The 17,210-nt window shown below is 61.5% G+C and carries 15 protein-coding genes; 12 read left to right on the plus strand and 3 right to left on the minus strand.

All coding sequences use genetic code 11. The annotated features are described in order from the left end of the window. Positions 1–5: 5 nt before the first annotated feature. Positions 6–884 (minus strand): heme/hemin ABC transporter substrate-binding protein, encoded by an 879-nt coding sequence (locus BOP93_RS22800; RefSeq protein ID WP_104504753.1) that lies wholly within the window; start codon positions 882–884, stop codon positions 6–8. Positions 885–1,037: 153 nt separating this feature from the next. Between BOP93_RS22800 and BOP93_RS22805 the strand changes: the two genes are divergently transcribed. After that, positions 1,038–1,355: a Rieske (2Fe-2S) protein gene (locus BOP93_RS22805; protein ID WP_104504754.1), complete on the plus strand. Its 318-nt coding sequence runs from the start codon at positions 1,038–1,040 to the stop codon at positions 1,353–1,355. Here the strand turns inward: BOP93_RS22805 and sfsA are convergent. Together sfsA and BOP93_RS22815 are read right to left on the minus strand one after the other, a co-directional pair. Beyond that, entirely contained in the window at positions 1,352–2,065 is a 714-nt protein-coding gene (sfsA, locus tag BOP93_RS22810) for a DNA/RNA nuclease SfsA (RefSeq protein WP_104504755.1), read from the minus strand. The two genes, BOP93_RS22805 and sfsA, sit on opposite strands and share 4 nt — an antisense overlap. Further along, on the minus strand, positions 2,065–3,237 hold the full coding sequence (locus BOP93_RS22815) for a pyridoxal phosphate-dependent aminotransferase (protein WP_104504756.1): 1,173 nt from the start codon (positions 3,235–3,237) through the stop codon (positions 2,065–2,067). Before BOP93_RS22815 ends, sfsA begins: the two co-directional genes overlap by 1 nt. 319 nt (positions 3,238–3,556) lie before the next feature. On the opposite strand from BOP93_RS22815, the gene dksA reads away from it, so the two are divergent. From dksA to BOP93_RS22875, 11 genes are all read left to right on the plus strand, one after another. Then, positions 3,557–3,988 (plus strand): RNA polymerase-binding protein DksA, encoded by a 432-nt coding sequence (gene dksA / locus BOP93_RS22820; RefSeq protein ID WP_065883968.1) that lies wholly within the window; start codon positions 3,557–3,559, stop codon positions 3,986–3,988. A gap of 84 nt (positions 3,989–4,072) precedes the next feature. After that, complete coding sequence (gene gluQRS / locus BOP93_RS22825; RefSeq protein WP_104504757.1) at positions 4,073–4,960, plus strand: tRNA glutamyl-Q(34) synthetase GluQRS; 888 nt, start codon at positions 4,073–4,075, stop codon at positions 4,958–4,960. 62 nt (positions 4,961–5,022) lie between these two features. Then, complete coding sequence (locus tag BOP93_RS22830) at positions 5,023–5,199, plus strand: hypothetical protein (RefSeq protein WP_003176118.1); 177 nt, start codon at positions 5,023–5,025, stop codon at positions 5,197–5,199. Continuing rightward, positions 5,183–8,137, plus strand: coding sequence for a sensor histidine kinase (locus BOP93_RS22835; RefSeq protein ID WP_162303221.1), 2,955 nt, complete (start codon positions 5,183–5,185; stop codon positions 8,135–8,137). The genes BOP93_RS22830 and BOP93_RS22835 overlap by 17 nt, the downstream gene beginning before the upstream one ends. 22 nt (positions 8,138–8,159) lie before the next feature. Further along, a complete protein-coding gene (locus tag BOP93_RS22840) occupies positions 8,160–9,590 on the plus strand; it encodes a sigma-54-dependent transcriptional regulator (protein WP_104504758.1) in 1,431 nt (476 codons plus the stop codon). Between the two features lie 707 nt (positions 9,591–10,297). Then, positions 10,298–11,701 (plus strand): polynucleotide adenylyltransferase PcnB, encoded by a 1,404-nt coding sequence (locus BOP93_RS22850; protein ID WP_104504759.1) that lies wholly within the window; start codon positions 10,298–10,300, stop codon positions 11,699–11,701. A 2-nt stretch (positions 11,702–11,703) separates the two neighbouring features. After that, on the plus strand, positions 11,704–12,186 hold the full coding sequence (gene folK, locus BOP93_RS22855; protein WP_104504760.1) for a 2-amino-4-hydroxy-6-hydroxymethyldihydropteridine diphosphokinase: 483 nt from the start codon (positions 11,704–11,706) through the stop codon (positions 12,184–12,186). 322 nt (positions 12,187–12,508) lie between these two features. Next, the gene (gene panB / locus BOP93_RS22860) at positions 12,509–13,309 is read left to right on the plus strand and encodes a 3-methyl-2-oxobutanoate hydroxymethyltransferase (RefSeq protein ID WP_104504761.1); all 801 of its coding nucleotides are present in this window, start codon (positions 12,509–12,511) and stop codon (positions 13,307–13,309) included. Then, the gene (gene panC / locus BOP93_RS22865; RefSeq protein WP_104504762.1) at positions 13,306–14,157 is read left to right on the plus strand and encodes a pantoate--beta-alanine ligase; all 852 of its coding nucleotides are present in this window, start codon (positions 13,306–13,308) and stop codon (positions 14,155–14,157) included. The genes panB and panC overlap by 4 nt, the downstream gene beginning before the upstream one ends. Positions 14,158–14,381: 224 nt before the next feature. Further along, entirely contained in the window at positions 14,382–16,046 is a 1,665-nt protein-coding gene (pgi, locus tag BOP93_RS22870) for a glucose-6-phosphate isomerase (RefSeq protein ID WP_065883953.1), read from the plus strand. 108 nt (positions 16,047–16,154) lie between these two features. Then, the gene (locus tag BOP93_RS22875; RefSeq protein ID WP_065932691.1) at positions 16,155–17,171 is read left to right on the plus strand and encodes a class I SAM-dependent rRNA methyltransferase; all 1,017 of its coding nucleotides are present in this window, start codon (positions 16,155–16,157) and stop codon (positions 17,169–17,171) included. Positions 17,172–17,210 lie beyond the last annotated feature (39 nt).

Consider the following 17,210-nt stretch of genomic DNA (forward strand, 5'->3'; position numbering starts at 1 on the left):
TGTCGTCATGGGGCGGGTTGCGCGCTGGACGGGTAAAACCCGGCCGACAACTGCGCCAGGCTCTGCGGCAAGCGTGGCCCGAGCCCGCCCACCAGCAGCGTCGGGTCCAACTCAATCACCCGGCCGCTCTTGGCCGCTGGCGTGGACGCGAGGATAGGATTTTCCTTGAACAACGCCACACGGGCCGCTTCACCGCTGAGTGCTCGATCAGCAAATACCAGCACATCGGGACTCAACCCGGCCAGCGACTCCACCGAGAACAGTTTGTAACCACTGTGAGTCGCCAGGTTATGGCCGCCGGCCTGCTGCACTATCCAGTCAGCGGCGGTGTCCTGACCGGCGATCAACGGCTTGCCGCCGGCGTGCCCGAGCAACAGCAACACGCCCGGTGCTTTTTGCGTCACCTGGGCCTTGGCCACCCAGGCTTTCTGTCGGTCCAGAGACTGCTCATAGCCGCTGAACAATTGGCTGGCCCTGGCCTCGCTGTCCAGCAGCTTACCCAAATGCGCCAGGTTGGTTTTCAGGCTCGCCAAATCCGGCTGTGCCGAGAACATTTCTACCTGCACCCCGGCGCTGCGGATTTGCGCCAGCACTGGCGGTGGGCCCATCTCCTCAGTGCCCACCAGCAGCTGTGGGCGCAGGCTGAGAATGCCTTCGGCCGACAATTGGCGCTGATAACCGATGCTTGGCAATGCCTTGAGTGACGCCGGATGCTGGCTTGTCGTGTCCACGCCGACCAGTTTCGACTCGCCCCCTAATGCCGTCACCCATTCCGATAACGCACCACCGGCGCTGACCCAGCGTTGCGGCAGCTCCAGGGCTTGGGCCGCGTGGCTGACCAGCAATCCGGCAACAAGCGCAATAACGCTGGCACTCAAGCGCATAACAGGGTTTCCTTTAAGGCAGGGCCGCTCAAGCACTCGTCAATGTGACAGATACACCCTGTCCCGCATCGTATTGAGCACCCGATCAGCTGACGGGCGAAGCAGCATTTGATAATTGTTTGCATTTGAACGTCAAGGCACTTAAGGACTGAAATGAAGTTTCTCTGCCCCTCCGAGGCCCTTGCACCCGATAGCAGCCTCGGTTTTGATATCGACGGCTGCAAACTGTTGGCCGTGAGGCGCGAAGGAGTTGCCTACGTCTATCTCAACCGTTGCCCCCATCGCGGCATCCCGCTGGAATGGCAACCGCACCGCTTCCTCGATTCAAGCGCCAGCCTGATTCAATGCGCCACCCACGGGGCGCTGTTCCTGATCGAAAGCGGCGAATGCATCGCCGGCCCCTGCGCGGGCCAAAGCCTCACCGCGCTGCCCGGTCGCGAAGATGAACAGGGCCTGTGGGTGGAGCTCTAGTCACCCAACAGCACCTTCAACGGCCGCTCGACGTAGATCTCTCCAGGCGTGACCCGCACACCGTACGCCAGCACCTCGACCCCAGCCGCCTTGGCCTCACGCAACGCAGCGGCATAACCCGCATCAATTTCCACCGCCGGGCGTACCGCATCGATCCCCGAGAGGTTGACGCAATACAACTGCACCGCCCGCACACCTTCACGCGCCAAGTAAGCCAGCTCCCGCAGGTGCTTGGCGCCGCGCTGGGTCACCGCATCAGGGAATGCCGCCACAGAGCTGCCATCAAAGCCCAATGTGACACTTTTAACCTCGACAAACGCCGCCCCTTGGGGGTAGTCCAGGCGAAAATCGATCCGGCTTTTTTCCTGACCGTAAGGCACCTCTCGCTTCAACGCAGTGAAACCATTGAGCTCAGTGATGACGCCTGCAAGCAATGCCTCCTCGACCAACTGATTGGCGCGTGCCGTGTTGACGCACGCCAGTCGGCCCTGGGGCGTTTCGGCGATTTCCCAGGTGCCCGGCAACTTGCGCTTGGGGTCGGCGGAACGGCTGAACCAGACCTGGCCACCTTCGACCATGCAATTAAGCATCGAACCGGTGTTCGGACAGTGGATGGTGAGCAACTCGCCGGTGACAGTTTCGATATCGGTGAGAAAGCGCTTGTAGCGGCGGATCAGCCGCCCTTCTTCGAGAGGAGGATGAAAACGCATCAGCCTTGCCAGCTCCGCAAGCCACGGGCAATCCGCTCCACCGCTTCCTGTAGTCGATCAAGGTTTTGCGTGTAGGCAAACCGCACGTGATGACCCGCCTGATAACGCCCGAAGTCCAGCCCGGGGGTAAACGCCACATATTCTGTTTCCAGGAAATGCCGGCAGAACGCGAAGGCATCACCGCCGAACGCGCTGATATCGGCATAAAGATAGAACGCTCCTTCCGGTTCCACCGCGATCCTGAAGCCCAACTCGCGCAGGGCCGGCAGCAGGAAGTCACGACGTCGGCCGAATTCGGCGCGACGCTCTTCCAGAATGCTCAGGGTTTGCGCGCTGAAACAGGCCAGGGCCGCATGCTGGGCCATGCTCGGCGCACTGATGTAGAGGTTCTGCGCCAGCTTCTCCAATTCACCCACTGCTTCAGGGGGTGCCACCAGCCAGCCAAGGCGCCAGCCGGTCATGCCGAAATACTTCGAAAAACTATTCAGGACAAAAGCATCGTCATCGACTTCCAGCACGCTCGCGGCGTCTGCGCCGTAGGTGAGGCCGTGATAGATCTCGTCCACCACCAAGTGGCCGTCACGCGCCTTGACGGCACTCGACAGCCCGGCCAGTTCGTCCCGAGTGAGCATCGTCCCGGTAGGGTTGGCCGGGGAGGCAACCAGCGCGCCCACGCTGTCCTGGTTCCAGTGTTCGGCCACCAGCTCGGCGGTCAATTGGTAACGCACCTGTGGCCCCACCGGCACCAACTGCGCCGCGCCCTCCACCAGGCGCAAAAAATGCCGGTTGCAGGGGTAGCCTGGATCCGCCAACAGCCAGTGCTTGCCCGGATCCACCAGCAGGCTGGTGGCGAGTAACAACGCGCCGGAGCCACCGGGCGTGATCAGAATGCGCTGCGGATCAATGTTCAACCCATAGCGCTGCTGGTAGAAACCGCTGATCGCGTCACGCAACTCGGGCAGCCCACGGGCGGCGGTGTAGCGCGTCTTGCCGTTGGCCAGGGCCGCCTGGCCAGCCTGGATAATCGGTTCGGCAGTGGTAAAGTCCGGCTCGCCGATTTCCAGATGGATCACGTCGCGGCCGGCTGATTGCAGCTCATTGGCCCGCGCCAGTAACGCCATGACATGAAAAGGTTCGATGGCGCGACTGCGCGCACTGTAGGGCTGAGCCATTAGCCTTCCTTAGACGGTGAGGACAAAATCCGGATTCTACCGAACCCTGGCGTTAAAACATGCTCTATTGCCTGCCCTACCGACTTGACGGTACGGGCAAGCGCCGGCAAAACGACTAAAATCAACATTCGAGACAAGACATACCCAGCCACGACGGGGCCCTGCAGTTTGCAACCCCGGCGCGACAGGCTCGACAACCGGGAGTGGCGCACCCCGAATCTATCTGGTAAGTTCGCCCGCTTGCAGCCGCAGGGCCGGCAGGTGTCGGTGACGTTGCAATCCTGCGCAATGGATTAGAAGAGTGAGAGGCGGTCTATTCATGTCCACCCAAGAAAAGCAAAGCATCAGCGGCTTCGAACCTTACGTAGAGAAGAAAGGTGAGGAGTACATGGGCGAGCCCATGCGCTTGCACTTCACCAAGATCCTGAACAAGTGGAAACAGGACTTGATGCAGGAGGTTGACCGTACCGTTGACCACATGAAGGACGAAGCAGCCAACTTCCCTGACCCGGCCGACCGTGCGAGCCAGGAAGAAGAGTTCGCCCTCGAACTGCGCGCCCGCGATCGCGAGCGCAAGTTGATCAAGAAGATCGACAAGACCCTGCAACTGATCAAAGACGAAGAATACGGCTGGTGCGAATCCTGCGGCGTCGAGATTGGTATTCGTCGCCTGGAAGCCCGCCCTACCGCGGACCTCTGTGTAGACTGCAAGACCTTGGCCGAAATCAAGGAAAAACAGGTCGGCAAGTAATACCTGCCGAGCTGAAGGAATGGGGCGTGCGAACGCCCCATTTTTGTGTCTGGCGTTTACCGATTTTCCAGTAGTATCCGGCCCATGACTGCCTCTACCTACATCGGGCGTTTCGCCCCCACGCCCAGCGGCCATTTGCACTTCGGCTCCCTGGTCGCCGCCCTCGCCTCCTACCTCGACGCCCGCGCCAACCAGGGGCGCTGGCTGATGCGCATGGAAGACCTCGATCCGCCCCGGGAAGAACCCGGCGCCCAGGCGGCAATCCTGCATGCCCTTGAGCGCTATGGCTTTGAGTGGGACGGCGAACTGCTCCGGCAAAGCGAGCGGCACGAGGCCTACGCCAAGGTACTGAACGATTTGTTCAACCACGGCCTGGCCTACGCCTGCACCTGCTCGCGCAAGCAGCTGGAGCCCTACAACGGGATTTACCCCGGACTCTGCCGCAACGCCGGCCACGACCAGCAAGATGCCGCTATCCGTCTGCGCGTACCCGAGCTTGAATATCATTTCACCGACCGGGTACAGGGCTCATTCCGACAGCACCTGGGGCGTGATGCGGGCGACTTCATCATCCGCCGCCGCGACGGCCTGTACGCCTACCAATTGGCCGTGGTCCTGGATGACGCCTGGCAAGGGGTTACCGACATCGTGCGCGGCGCCGACCTGCTCGACTCCACGCCACGCCAGCTCTACCTGCAGGAACTGCTCGGCCTGCGCCAGCCGCGCTACCTGCATGTGCCGCTGATCGTCCAGCCGGACGGTAACAAACTGGGCAAGTCGTACCGCTCGCCACCGCTGACCGCGGACCAGGCCACGCCGTTGCTGCTCAGAGCACTGCGCGCCCTCGGTCAGCCGGCCGGCGATGAACTGCTTTACGCGAGCCCCAGGGAATTGCTGGATTGGGGCATCCAGCAGTGGGATGCCACACTGATCCCGCGCACACTCACGCTGGCCGAGGCGCAATTGCGCTGAAGGCGCTTGCAGCTTGCCGGGCATCCGTTACCATCGCCGCAGTTTTTTAATCAGAGGCCAACATGTACATCTATCGATTGGTCCTGCTGCTGGTCGTCGGGATCTACCTGTTTTCCCCCGCCATCATGGACTGGTGGATCGACGCCACGGGCGCCTGGTACCGGCCTTATCTGCTGTGGCTGATCCTGATCGTCGTGACTTTCATCCTGCAGAGCCAAAAAGATGCCGATGAGCTTTAGCCTCACCCAGATGCTGCTGATCAGCGCCGCCTACCTGGCGGCGTTGTTCGGCGTCGCCTGGATCAGTGAGCGCGGAATGATTCCGCGGGCGATCATTCGCCATCCCTTGACCTACACCTTGTCCCTGGGCGTGTACGCCAGCGCCTGGGCGTTCTACGGTACGGTGGGCCTGGCCTATCAATACGGCTACGGGTTCCTTTCCAGCTACCTCGGGGTGTCCGGTGCGTTCCTGCTGGCACCGGTGCTGCTGTACCCGATCCTGAAAATCACCCGTACCTATCAGTTGTCCTCCCTGGCGGACCTGTTTGCCTTTCGCTTTCGCAGCACCTGGGCCGGTGCGCTCACCACGATCTTCATGTTGATCGGCGTGCTGCCGTTGCTGGCCCTGCAGATCCAGGCGGTGGCCGACTCCATCAGCATCCTGACCCGCGAGCCCGTGCAACATCGCGTTGCCCTGGCCTTCTGCGCCTTGATCAGCCTGTTCACGATTTTTTTCGGCTCACGCCATATCGCCACCCGCGAAAAACACCAAGGCCTGGTGTTCGCGATTGCCTTCGAGTCGGTCATCAAATTGATTGCCATCGGCGGTGTCGGCCTTTACGCGCTTTACGGCGTGTTCGACGGCCCGCAACAGTTGGAATTGTGGTTGCTGCAAAACCAGACCGCCCTGGCCGCGCTGCACACGCCGCTGCAGGAGGGCCCATGGCGAACGCTGCTGCTGGTGTTCTTCGCGTCGGCGATCGTGATGCCGCACATGTACCACATGACCTTCACCGAGAACCTCAATCCACGCTCGCTGGTCAGCGCCAGCTGGGGTTTGCCCCTGTTCCTGCTGTTGATGAGCCTGGCGGTGCCGCTGATCCTCTGGGCCGGCCTGAAACTGGGGGCCACCACCAACCCCGAGTATTTCACCCTCGGCATCGGTATCGCGGCCAACAGCCCGGCCCTGGCGCTGCTGGCGTACGTCGGCGGTTTGTCCGCGGCCAGCGGCCTGATCATTGTCACCACGCTGGCCCTCTCCGGCATGGCGCTTAACCATCTGGTGCTGCCGCTGTACCAGCCACCGGCCGAAGGCAATATCTACCGCTGGTTGAAGTGGACGCGTCGCGCGCTGATCGTCGCGATCATCATGGCCGGCTACGCCTTTTACCTGCTGCTGGGCGCCGGACAGGACCTGGCCAACCTCGGCATCGTGGCCTTTGTCGCCACCTTGCAGTTCCTGCCGGGCGTGCTGTCGGTGCTGTACTGGCCCACCGCCAACCGCCGAGGCTTCATCGCCGGGTTGCTGGCGGGCATCCTGGTGTGGCTGGTCACCATGCTGCTACCGCTGGTCGGCAACCTGCAGGGGTTCTATATCCCCTTGCTGAACATGATTTACGTGCTGGACGACACCAGCTGGCACATGGCCGCAATCGCCTCGCTGGCCGCCAACGTGCTGATGTTCACGCTGATCTCGCTGTTCACCAATGCCAGCCCCGAAGAAATCAGCGCCGCCGAAGCCTGCGCGGTGGACAACGTGCGCCGCCCGCAACGCCGCGAGCTGCATGCGGCCTCGCCCCAGGAATTCGCCACGCAACTGGCCAAGCCACTCGGCGCCAAGGCCGCGCAAAAGGAAGTCGAGCAGGCCTTGCGCGATTTGTACCTGCCGTTCGACGAGCGCCGCCCCTATGCCCTGCGGCGTTTGCGTGACCGTATCGAAGCCAACCTGTCGGGGTTGATGGGCCCCAGCGTGTCCCAGGACATGGTGGAAACCTTCCTGCCCTACAAGGCGGGCGGCGAGAACTACGTGACCGAAGACATCCACTTCATCGAAAGCCGGCTCGAGGACTACCACTCGCGCCTCACCGGCCTGGCCGCCGAGCTCGATGCCCTGCGCCGTTATCACCGCCAGACCCTGCAGGAACTGCCGATGGGCGTGTGTTCCCTGGCCAAGGACCAGGAAATCCTGATGTGGAACAAGGCCATGGAAGAGCTCACCGGTATTGCCGCGCAACGCGTGGTCGGCTCTCGCCTCAATACCCTGGGCGATCCCTGGAAAGAATTGTTGCAGGGTTTTATCAACCTGCCCGACGAGCATTTGCACAAACAGCACCTGGCGCTCGACGGCCAGACCCGTTGGCTGAACCTGCACAAGGCCGCCATTGACGAGCCCCTGGCCCCCGGTAACAGCGGCCTGGTGTTACTGGTCGAAGACCTCACCGACACGCAGATGCTCGAAGACAAGCTGGTGCACTCCGAGCGCCTGGCCAGCATCGGTCGCCTGGCCGCCGGCGTGGCTCACGAGATCGGCAACCCGATCACCGGCATCGCCTGCCTGGCGCAGAACCTGCGCGAAGAACGCGAGGAGGACGGTGAAATCACCGAGATCAGCGGGCAAATCCTCGAGCAGACCAAGCGCGTGTCGCGCATCGTGCAGTCACTGATGAGCTTTGCCCACTCCGGCGCCCACCAGAATCAGGACGAAGCGGTGTGCCTGGCCGAAGTGGCGCAGGACGCCATTGGGCTGCTGGCCTTGAACCGGCGCAATTTCGAAGTACAGTTCTTTAACTTGTGCGATCCGGACCATTGGGTCGATGGCGACTCGCAACGCCTGGCCCAGGTCCTGATCAACCTGCTGTCCAACGCCCGCGACGCCTCCCCGCCGCACAGTGCGGTACGCGTCAAGAGCGAGGCTTTCGAGCACACGGTCGACCTGATCGTGGAAGACGAAGGCAGCGGCATTCCACAGAACATCATGGACCGATTGTTCGAACCTTTCTTCACCACCAAGGACCCGGGTGAAGGTACCGGTCTGGGCCTTGCACTGGTCTATTCCATCGTTGAAGAGCATTATGGACAAATCACCATCGACAGCCCGGCTGACACCGAAAGCCAACGCGGCACCCGTATTCGGGTGACCTTGCCGCGTCATGTCGAAGCGACGTCCGCTGTGAACTGAGACCGTCGAGAGAATTGAATCAATGCCGCACATTTTGATCGTCGAAGACGAAACCATTATCCGCTCTGCCTTGCGTCGCCTGCTTGAACGTAATCAGTACCAGGTCAGCGAAGCCGGCTCGGTGCAGGAAGCCCAGGAGCGGTTCAGCATTCCCACGTTCGACCTGATCGTCAGCGACCTGCGCCTGCCGGGCGCACCGGGTACCGAATTGATCAAGCTGGGCCAGGGCACGCCGGTGCTGATCATGACCAGCTACGCCAGCCTGCGCTCGGCGGTGGACTCGATGAAGATGGGCGCGGTGGACTACATCGCCAAGCCTTTTGACCACGACGAGATTCTTCAGGCAGTGGCCCGCATCCTGCGTGACCGTCAGTCGGTCAGCAGTGCCCCGGTCGAACAACGTCCGGCAGGCAAAGCCGCCGACAAACCGGGCGTCGACAACAGTAACGGCGAGATCGGCATCATTGGTTCCTGCCCGCCCATGCAGGATCTTTACAGCAAGATCCGCAAGGTCGCGCCGACCGACTCCAATGTATTGATCCAGGGCGAGTCGGGCACCGGCAAGGAACTGGTGGCCCGCGCCCTGCATAACCTGTCCAAGCGAGCCAAGGCACCGATGATTTCGGTGAACTGCGCGGCGATCCCCGAATCCTTGATCGAGTCCGAATTGTTCGGCCACGAAAAAGGCGCGTTCACCGGTGCCAGCGCCGGGCGCGCGGGCCTGGTCGAAGCGGCCGACGGCGGCACGCTGTTCCTCGACGAGATCGGCGAACTGCCCCTGGAAGCACAGGCACGCTTGCTGCGTGTGTTGCAGGAAGGCGAGATTCGCCGGGTCGGGTCGGTGCAATCGCAAAAGGTCGATGTACGCCTGATCGCCGCGACGCACCGTGACCTCAAGAGCCTGGCCAAGATCGGCCAATTTCGCGAAGACTTGTATTACCGCTTGCACGTGATTGCGCTCAAGCTACCGGCACTGCGTGAGCGGGGCGCCGACGTCAACGAAATCGCCCAGGCGTTTCTGCTGCGCCAGAGCGCGCGCATCAACCGCACCGACCTGAAATTTGCGCCCGACGCGGAGCAGGTGATCCGGCATTACTCATGGCCGGGCAACGTGCGCGAACTGGAAAACGCCGTCGAGCGTGCGGTCATCCTGTCGGAAAGCCCGGAAATATCCGCCGAGCTGCTGGGCATCGATGTCGAACTCAGCGATCTGGACGACGACGACTTCATCGGCCTGGCGCCGCAACAGGGCGCGGGCAGCAATACCAGCCACGAGCCGACGGAAGATTTGTCCCTGGAAGACTATTTCCAGCACTTCGTCCTCGAGCACCAGGACCACATGACCGAGACCGAACTGGCACGCAAGCTGGGCGTGAGCCGCAAGTGCCTGTGGGAACGTCGCCAGCGCCTGGGCATTCCACGGCGCAAGACCGGCGTCGCCAGCGAAAGTTGAGGGGCCGCGCCACAGGTAACACGTGCAGATGTGAAAAAACTGTTACCGCGGATATTTCGCGTAACAAAAGCCGGGGCTTACGGTAACGAAGCCCCGGCTTTTTTTGCTCCCTCAAAAACCCGAATCAGCCTCAAACCCCCGGTTTTACTGGCCAACGCTAAAGTTGGCACGCACCCTGCTATATGCTTAGTACAAAAACAATAACAAGCTTTGTACAAGACAATAAAAATAAGACGAATCGACTCACGCATAACAAAAACAACACGGCGGAGGCGCAGCTAACTGATTCTTTTGGAGAGGCGTTGCATTTGGGGCTTGCCCCGCAACCAGGCCGAGAACAACAAAAACTGTCCTAAGGCAGAGCCTGAACTGGTTGGATCGTAGATCAGCAACACAGCGACCAAAGCAATCCGTTTGCTCTTGCTCCCGATTGGGAGTGTCATGAAGGTGAAGCTTCATGACGAGGGCGATCAACAAAAACAAGAAGCCCGAAACCAATAATAAAAATAGAGCACGCAACTACTTCTGGGGGAGCTTCGGCTCCCCTTGTAGTTTCCGACAGATTGCCCCTGGATTGCCCCTCAAACGCTTTTGGCGCAACGCCCGCAGCTTGTTCCTACACCATCCCCTGACTAAATGCTAGAATCCCGGCCCATCATGCGGTCATTCTTCGTTATGGCCGAACATTCCTTCAAACAGTGCATCCCATGCTGAAGAAGTTGTTCCAGTCATTCCGTTCCCCCTTGCGTCGTACGCAACACATTCGCAGCACGCCTGAAGTGCTTAACAGCAATCAGCATTCATTGCAGCGCGCTCAATTCAGCCGTTACGCAGTGAACATCGTCGAACGTTTGCAGAACGCCGGCTACCAGGCCTACCTGGTGGGCGGTTGCGTACGCGACATGCTGCTCAATATCACGCCGAAGGATTTCGACGTCGCCACCAGCGCCACGCCTGAACAGGTGCGTGCCGAGTTTCGCAATGCGCGGATCATCGGGCGCCGCTTCAAGCTGGTGCATATCCACTTCGGTCGCGAAATCATCGAGGTCGCAACGTTCCGCGCCGGCCATCCGCAAAACGATGAAGAGGAAGACACCAATCAGTCTTCCCGCAACGAGAGCGGACGCATCCTGCGCGACAATGTCTACGGCACCCTGGAAGAAGACGCGCAACGCCGCGACTTCACCATCAATGCCCTGTATTACGATCCGGTCAGCGAGCGCATTCTCGATTACGCCAACGGCGTACACGACATCCGCAACAACCTGATCCGCCTGATCGGCGAGCCGACGCAGCGCTACCAGGAAGACCCGGTGCGCATGCTGCGTGCGGTGCGGTTCGCCGCCAAGCTGAACTTCGGCATCGAGAAACACACGGCCGCACCGATTCGCGAACTGGCACCGATGCTGCGGGAGATTCCGTCGGCACGCCTGTTCGAAGAAGTGCTCAAGCTGTTCCTCTCGGGCTATGCGGCCGACACCTTTGAAATGCTCGTCGACCTGCAACTGTTCGATCCGCTGTTCCCGGCCAGCGCCGAGGCCCTGGAGCACAACCCGACGTACACCCACACCCTGATCAGCGAAGCCTTGATCAATACCGACTTGCGCATCAAACAGAACAAGCCGGTCACTCCGGCCTTCCTGTTTGCCGCGCTGTTGTGGCCGGCCCTGCCCAAGCGTGTACTGCGCTTGCAGGACCGCGGCATGCCGCCGATCCCTGCCATGCAGGAAGCCGCCCACGAGTTGATCAGCGAACAGTGCCAGCGCATCGCCATTCCGAAGCGCTTCACCCTGCCGATCCGCGAGATCTGGGACATGCAGGAGCGCCTGCCGCGCCGCAGCGGCAAACGCGCCGACCTGTTGCTGGACAACCCACGCTTTCGCGCCGGCTACGACTTCCTGTTGCTGCGCGAAAGCGCCGGCGAGCAGACCGACGGCCTGGGTGAATGGTGGACCGACTACCAGGACGCTAATGACAGTCAGCGCCGCGAGATGATTCGTGAACTCGGCAGCAAAGGCGACAGCACCGGCGACGGGCCGAAAAAGCGCCGCCGCAGCTCCAGCAAGCGCAAACGCAGCGCCGCCGATGCCTCAGGCGCAACAGGCGAATAAACGTGGAACGTATCTACATCGGCATGGGCAGCAACCTGGCTGCCCCGCAACAGCAATTGCGCAGCGCGATCGACGCCTTGGCGCAATTGCCCGGCACCACCCTCGCCGGTGTATCCGCCTTCTATCAAAGTGACTCCCTGCTCCCGGGCCAACCGCGCTATACCAATGCGGTGGCAGCCCTGGACAGCGACCTTGCGCCACTCGACCTGCTCGATGCGCTGCAAACCATCGAAAACGACCAGGGCCGCCAACGCCTCGAGCGTTGGGGGCCTCGCACGCTGGACCTGGATATCCTGCTGTTCGGTGACCGCCTGATCGACGAGCCGCGCCTCAAGGTGCCGCATTACCAGATGCACCTGCGGGCGTTTGTGCTTTATCCGCTGGCCGAACTGGCACCTGCGAACCTGTCATTACCTGATGGCCCAACCCTGCGCGACTTACTGGCGGACTGCCCGTTTGTCGGCCTGGAACGCTTACCTCTGTAGGAGCGAGCTTGCTCGCGAACATCGTCAACGATAACGCGCACAGCCTGATTAAACGCGGTGCCTAAGCGTTCTTCGCGAGCAAGCTCGCTCCTACAGTCGCGTCAGTAACAGCGGTAACACCGTCATCGTAACAATGCGGTAACACATCCAATTGACTTCCCGTGTCCTCCTCACGACTATAGGCGTCCCGCTGCCGCCAGCCCGGCGCTGAAGGGCGCAATCCAGGCCTTATAAGCACTGCTCTCAAGACAGTGCGCCTGTATAAACGAAGACTCACGCGCGTTACTCGCTGTTTCCAAGCGCCTGAACGAGGACCCTTTTCATGCCAGACATTACCCTGACCACCTTGCAGAGCCTCAAGCTCAAAGGTGAAAAAATCACCATGCTGACCTGCTACGACGCTACCTTCGCCCACGCCAGCTGTCAGGCCGGGGTCGAGGTGTTGCTGGTAGGCGACTCCCTGGGCATGGTACTTCAAGGGAATGACAGCACGCTCCCCGTCACCACCGACGAACTCGCGTACCACACCGCCAGCGTCAAGCGTGGCAATGACGGTGCGTTTATCATCGCCGACCTGCCGTTCATGGGGTACGCCACCCTCGAACAGACCTTCCAGAACGCCGGCAAACTGATGCAGGCGGGTGCGCACATGATCAAGGTCGAAGGCGCCGTATGGCTCGCCGAGTCGATCCGCCTGCTGGCCGAGCGCGGCGTCCCGGTATGCGCGCACATGGGCCTGACGCCGCAGTCGGTCAACCTGCTCGGCGGCTACAAGGTACAGGGCCGCAATGAAGCCCAGGCACGCCAGATGCGTGCCGATGCCATCGCCCTGGAACAAGCCGGCGCCGCGATGATTCTGCTGGAGTGCGTGCCCAGTGAACTGGCCGCCGAAATCACCCAGGCCGTCAAGATACCGGTGATCGGCATCGGTGCCGGCGCCGCCACCGACGGCCAGGTGCTGGTGCTGCACGACATGCTCGGCTTGTCGATCAGCGGCCACGTGCCCAAGTTCGTGAAGAACTTCATGGCCGGCCAGGCGAGCATTCACGCCGCACTGAGCGCTTACGTCAGCGAAGTCAAAGCCGTGACCTTTCCCGGCACCGAACACGGATTTTCTGCATGAACACCGTTAAAACCCTACGTGAACTGCGCGCCGCCGTGACCCACGCGCGCAGTGCCGGCAAGCGCATCGGCTTCGTGCCGACCATGGGCAACCTGCACAGTGGCCACGCCACCCTGGTGAGCAAGGCCGCGCAGCAATCGGACTTCGTCGTGGCGAGCATTTTCGTCAACCCGTTGCAATTCGGCGCCGGCGAAGACCTGGACAAATACCCGCGCACCCTGGCCGCCGACCAGGAAATGCTGCTGCAAGCCGGCTGCAACCTGCTCTTCGCGCCCACGGTCGAGGAGATCTACCCCGACGGCATGGCCGGCCAGACCCGCGTCAGCGTCCCCCAGTTGTCCGAAGGCCTGTGCGGGGCCAGCCGCCCAGGGCATTTCGAAGGCGTCGCCACGGTGGTCAGCAAGCTGTTCAACATGGTCCAGCCGGATATGGCCGTATTTGGCCAGAAGGACTATCAGCAACTGGCGGTGATCCGCGCCATGGTGCATGACCTGAACATGCCGATCCAGATCATCGGCGAGCCGACCGTACGTGCCGCGGATGGCCTGGCGCTGTCATCGCGCAACGGTTATCTCACCCAGGAGCAACGCGCGATTGCCCCCGTGCTGTACCGCAGCCTCAGCCAGATGGCCGCCGCCATCAAAAGCGGTGAGCGGGATTTCGCCACACTGCGCGCCGAGCACATCCGGCAGATCGAAGCCGCCGGCTTGCGCATGGACTACCTGGAAGTGCGTCAAGGCGTGCACTTGCGTCCGGCCACGCCCGAGGACCGGGATATCGTGATCCTGGTAGCGGCCTATCTGGGCACGACACGCCTGATCGACAACCTGCACCTGAACCTCAACTGACCCTGCTCCACACCCCGCCGATTGCCTTCATCGCTATGCCGGTATAAAAAAGTACCGGCATCAGCGCAGACAAAGCCAAGACATATCGACACGCTAGGTTTAATGTAATCGCCCTGCGCTCCTGGTTAGCGCTGTCCGAAACCCCTCGCGTGTTAAAAGACTGGAGGTTTCGGGCTTTGAAGTGTCCTAAAGGCAGTCCCCGTAATAAAAGGAAACCCGCAGCGATGGCGTACTACCGCACCCCTCATGACGTTACCGCGCTGCCCGCCTGGCACGCGCTCGATCAACATCGCCAAGCCATGCAGGATTTCAGCATGCGCGAGGCCTTTAATGCCGACCCCCAGCGTTTCTCCGAATTCACCCTGAGCAGCTGCGGGCTTTTCCTCGATTACTCGAAAAACCTGATCACCCGTGAAACCCGCGACCTGCTGGTGGGCCTGGCCAACGAAGTCGGCCTTAAAGACGCGATCAACGCGCTGTATGCCGGCGAGCCGGTCAACTCCTCCGAAGGCCGTCCGGCGCTGCACACCGCCCTGCGTCGCCCGGTGGGCGACAAGTTGTCGGTCAACGGCGTGAACATCATGCCCGACGTGCACAAGGTGCTGAACCAGATCACTGACCTGGTCGGCCGTATCCACGACGGCCTGTGGCGTGGCTACACCGAGAAGCCGATCACCGACGTGGTGAACATCGGCATCGGTGGTTCGTTCCTCGGCCCGGAGCTGGTCTCCGAAGCGCTGCTGTCCTACGCCCATAAGGGCGTACGCTGCCATTACCTGGCGAACATCGACGGCAGCGAGTTCCACGAACTGACCATGAAGCTGCGCGCCGAGACCACGCTGTTTATCGTCTCGTCGAAATCCTTCAACACCCTCGAAACCCTGAAAAACGCCCAGGCCGCCCGCGCCTGGTACCTGGCCCAGGGTGGCTCGGAAGCCGAGCTGTACCGCCACTTCATCGCCGTGTCGAGCAACAACGCGGCGGCCGTCGCGTTCGGCATTCGCGAAGAAAACATCTTCCCGATGTGGGACTGGGTCGGTGGTCGTTACTCGCTGTGGTCCGCAATCGGCTTGCCCATCGCCCTGGCGATCGGCATGTCCAACTTCAAGGAGCTGCTGTCCGGTGCCTACACCATGGACCAGCATTTCCAGAACGCGCCATTCGAAGACAACATGCCCGTGCTGCTGGGCCTGCTGGGCGTGTGGTACGGCAATTTCTGGGGTTCGCAGAGCCATGCGATCCTGCCGTACGACCATTACCTGCGTAACATCACCAAGCATTTGCAGCAGTTGGACATGGAGTCCAACGGCAAGAGCGTGCGCCAGGACGGCACGCCGGTCGCCACCGATACCGGCCCGGTCATCTGGGGCGGCGTGGGTTGCAACGGCCAGCATGCTTATCACCAGTTGCTGCACCAGGGTACCCAACTGATCCCGGCCGACTTCATCGTGCCGATCGTCAGTTTCAACCCGGTCTCCGACCACCACCAGTGGCTATATGCCAACTGCCTGTCCCAGAGCCAGGCGCTGATGCTCGGCAAGACACGCGCCGAAGCCGAAGCGGAGCTGCGCGATAAGGGCATCCCTGAGGCCGACGTGCAGAAACTGGCGCCCCACAAGGTGATCCCGGGCAACCGTCCGAGCAACACGATCGTGGTCGAACGCATCAGCCCGCGCCGCCTGGGCGCGCTGGTCGCCATGTACGAACACAAGGTGTTCGTCCAGAGCGTCATCTGGGGCATCAACGCCTTCGACCAATGGGGTGTCGAGCTGGGCAAGGAACTGGGCAAAGGCGTCTACAACCGCTTGACCGGCGCCGAAGAAACCTCGGCCGAAGATGCTTCGACCCAGGGCCTGATCAACTACTTCCGCGGTCGTCACCGCGGCTGATCAACGCCTGAACCGCTAGCCTCGAAATAACCCCCGGCCTGTTCAGGCCGGGGCTGTTAAACTGCGCGCCCGCACTGTCCTCATTCCCCCGCAAGCAAGGCGCGCTCCATGACTTCCTTGAACCAGGCGCTGCGCGCCGCCCTCGACCATCGCCAAGACCTGATCAGTGAACTGCATGCCCAGGGCACCGATTGCTACCGGCTGTTCCACGGCAGCCAGGAAGGCGCCGGTGGCCTGACGATCGATCGCTACGGCCCGCAATTGCTGGTGCAAAGCTTCCACCAATCCCTGCAAAACGCCGATCTGCTGGACCTGCACCAACTGATCAATCAATACATGGGCCTGGAGCTGCTGCTGGTGTACAACGACCGCTCCCGTGGCAACTCACGGATCGACCGCGAAGACAGCGTTTACCGCGCCGAGCCTGCCGCGCTGGAAGACCTGGTCGGTCACGAATGGGGCCTCAACTACCGAGTGCGTGGGCGGCATGCCGGGCAGGACCCGCTGCTGTTCCTTGACCTGCGCAACACCCGGGGCTGGGTCAAGGACCACAGCGCCGGTAAAAGCGTGCTCAACCTGTTCGCCTACACCTGTGGCGTAGGCTTGAGCGCGGCAGCCGGTGGCGCACGTGAAGTCTGCAACCTGGACTTTGCCGAGGGCAACCTCGCCGTGGGGCGCGAGAACGGTCTGCTTAACCCGCAGTTGCCGACCATGACGTTCGTACAGTCCGATTACTTCCCGGCGATTCGCCAATTGGCTGGCCTCCCTGTCACTCAGCGTCGTGGCCAGAAACTGCCGAGCTATCCGCGCCTGGAACAGCGCCAGTATGACCTGGTCCTGCTGGATCCCCCCGCCTGGGCCAAAAGCGCCTTCGGCACTGTCGACCTGTTGCGCGACTACCAAAGCCTGCTCAAGCCCGCGCTGTTGGCAACCGCCGATAATGGTGTGCTCATTTGCTGCAACAACCTGGCGAAAGTGAGCATGGATGACTGGCGCGAACAGGTACTGCGTTGCGCGGAAAAAGCCGGTCGTCCCGTACGCGACTGGCAGATCATGGCACCGGGAGCGGACTTTCCGTCGAAAGACCAGCAACCGCCGCTGAAGACCCTGATCCTGCAATTGTAGGAAGTTTCCCAGGCCTGGCGGTTCTTCGGAACCGAAATC

The organism is Pseudomonas orientalis (assembly GCF_002934065.1).
Taxonomy (GTDB): Bacteria; Pseudomonadota; Gammaproteobacteria; order Pseudomonadales; family Pseudomonadaceae; genus Aquipseudomonas; species Aquipseudomonas orientalis_A.

Excerpts from the sequence above, each read along its gene's own strand:
- BOP93_RS22800 (WP_104504753.1), bottom strand. The coding sequence starts at position 884 with ATGCGCTTGAGTGCCAGCGTTATTGCGCTTGTTGCCGGATTGCTGGTC.
- BOP93_RS22805 (WP_104504754.1), top strand. The coding sequence starts at position 1,038 with ATGAAGTTTCTCTGCCCCTCCGAGGCCCTTGCACCCGATAGCAGCCTC.
- sfsA (WP_104504755.1), bottom strand. The coding sequence starts at position 2,065 with ATGCGTTTTCATCCTCCTCTCGAAGAAGGGCGGCTGATCCGCCGCTAC.
- BOP93_RS22815 (WP_104504756.1), bottom strand. The coding sequence starts at position 3,237 with ATGGCTCAGCCCTACAGTGCGCGCAGTCGCGCCATCGAACCTTTTCAT.
- dksA (WP_065883968.1), top strand. The coding sequence starts at position 3,557 with ATGTCCACCCAAGAAAAGCAAAGCATCAGCGGCTTCGAACCTTACGTA.
- gluQRS (WP_104504757.1), top strand. The coding sequence starts at position 4,073 with ATGACTGCCTCTACCTACATCGGGCGTTTCGCCCCCACGCCCAGCGGC.
- BOP93_RS22830 (WP_003176118.1), top strand. The coding sequence starts at position 5,023 with ATGTACATCTATCGATTGGTCCTGCTGCTGGTCGTCGGGATCTACCTG.
- BOP93_RS22835 (WP_162303221.1), top strand. The coding sequence starts at position 5,183 with ATGCCGATGAGCTTTAGCCTCACCCAGATGCTGCTGATCAGCGCCGCC.
- BOP93_RS22840 (WP_104504758.1), top strand. The coding sequence starts at position 8,160 with ATGCCGCACATTTTGATCGTCGAAGACGAAACCATTATCCGCTCTGCC.
- BOP93_RS22850 (WP_104504759.1), top strand. The coding sequence starts at position 10,298 with ATGCTGAAGAAGTTGTTCCAGTCATTCCGTTCCCCCTTGCGTCGTACG.
- panB (WP_104504761.1), top strand. The coding sequence starts at position 12,509 with ATGCCAGACATTACCCTGACCACCTTGCAGAGCCTCAAGCTCAAAGGT.
- panC (WP_104504762.1), top strand. The coding sequence starts at position 13,306 with ATGAACACCGTTAAAACCCTACGTGAACTGCGCGCCGCCGTGACCCAC.
- pgi (WP_065883953.1), top strand. The coding sequence starts at position 14,382 with ATGGCGTACTACCGCACCCCTCATGACGTTACCGCGCTGCCCGCCTGG.
- BOP93_RS22875 (WP_065932691.1), top strand. The coding sequence starts at position 16,155 with ATGACTTCCTTGAACCAGGCGCTGCGCGCCGCCCTCGACCATCGCCAA.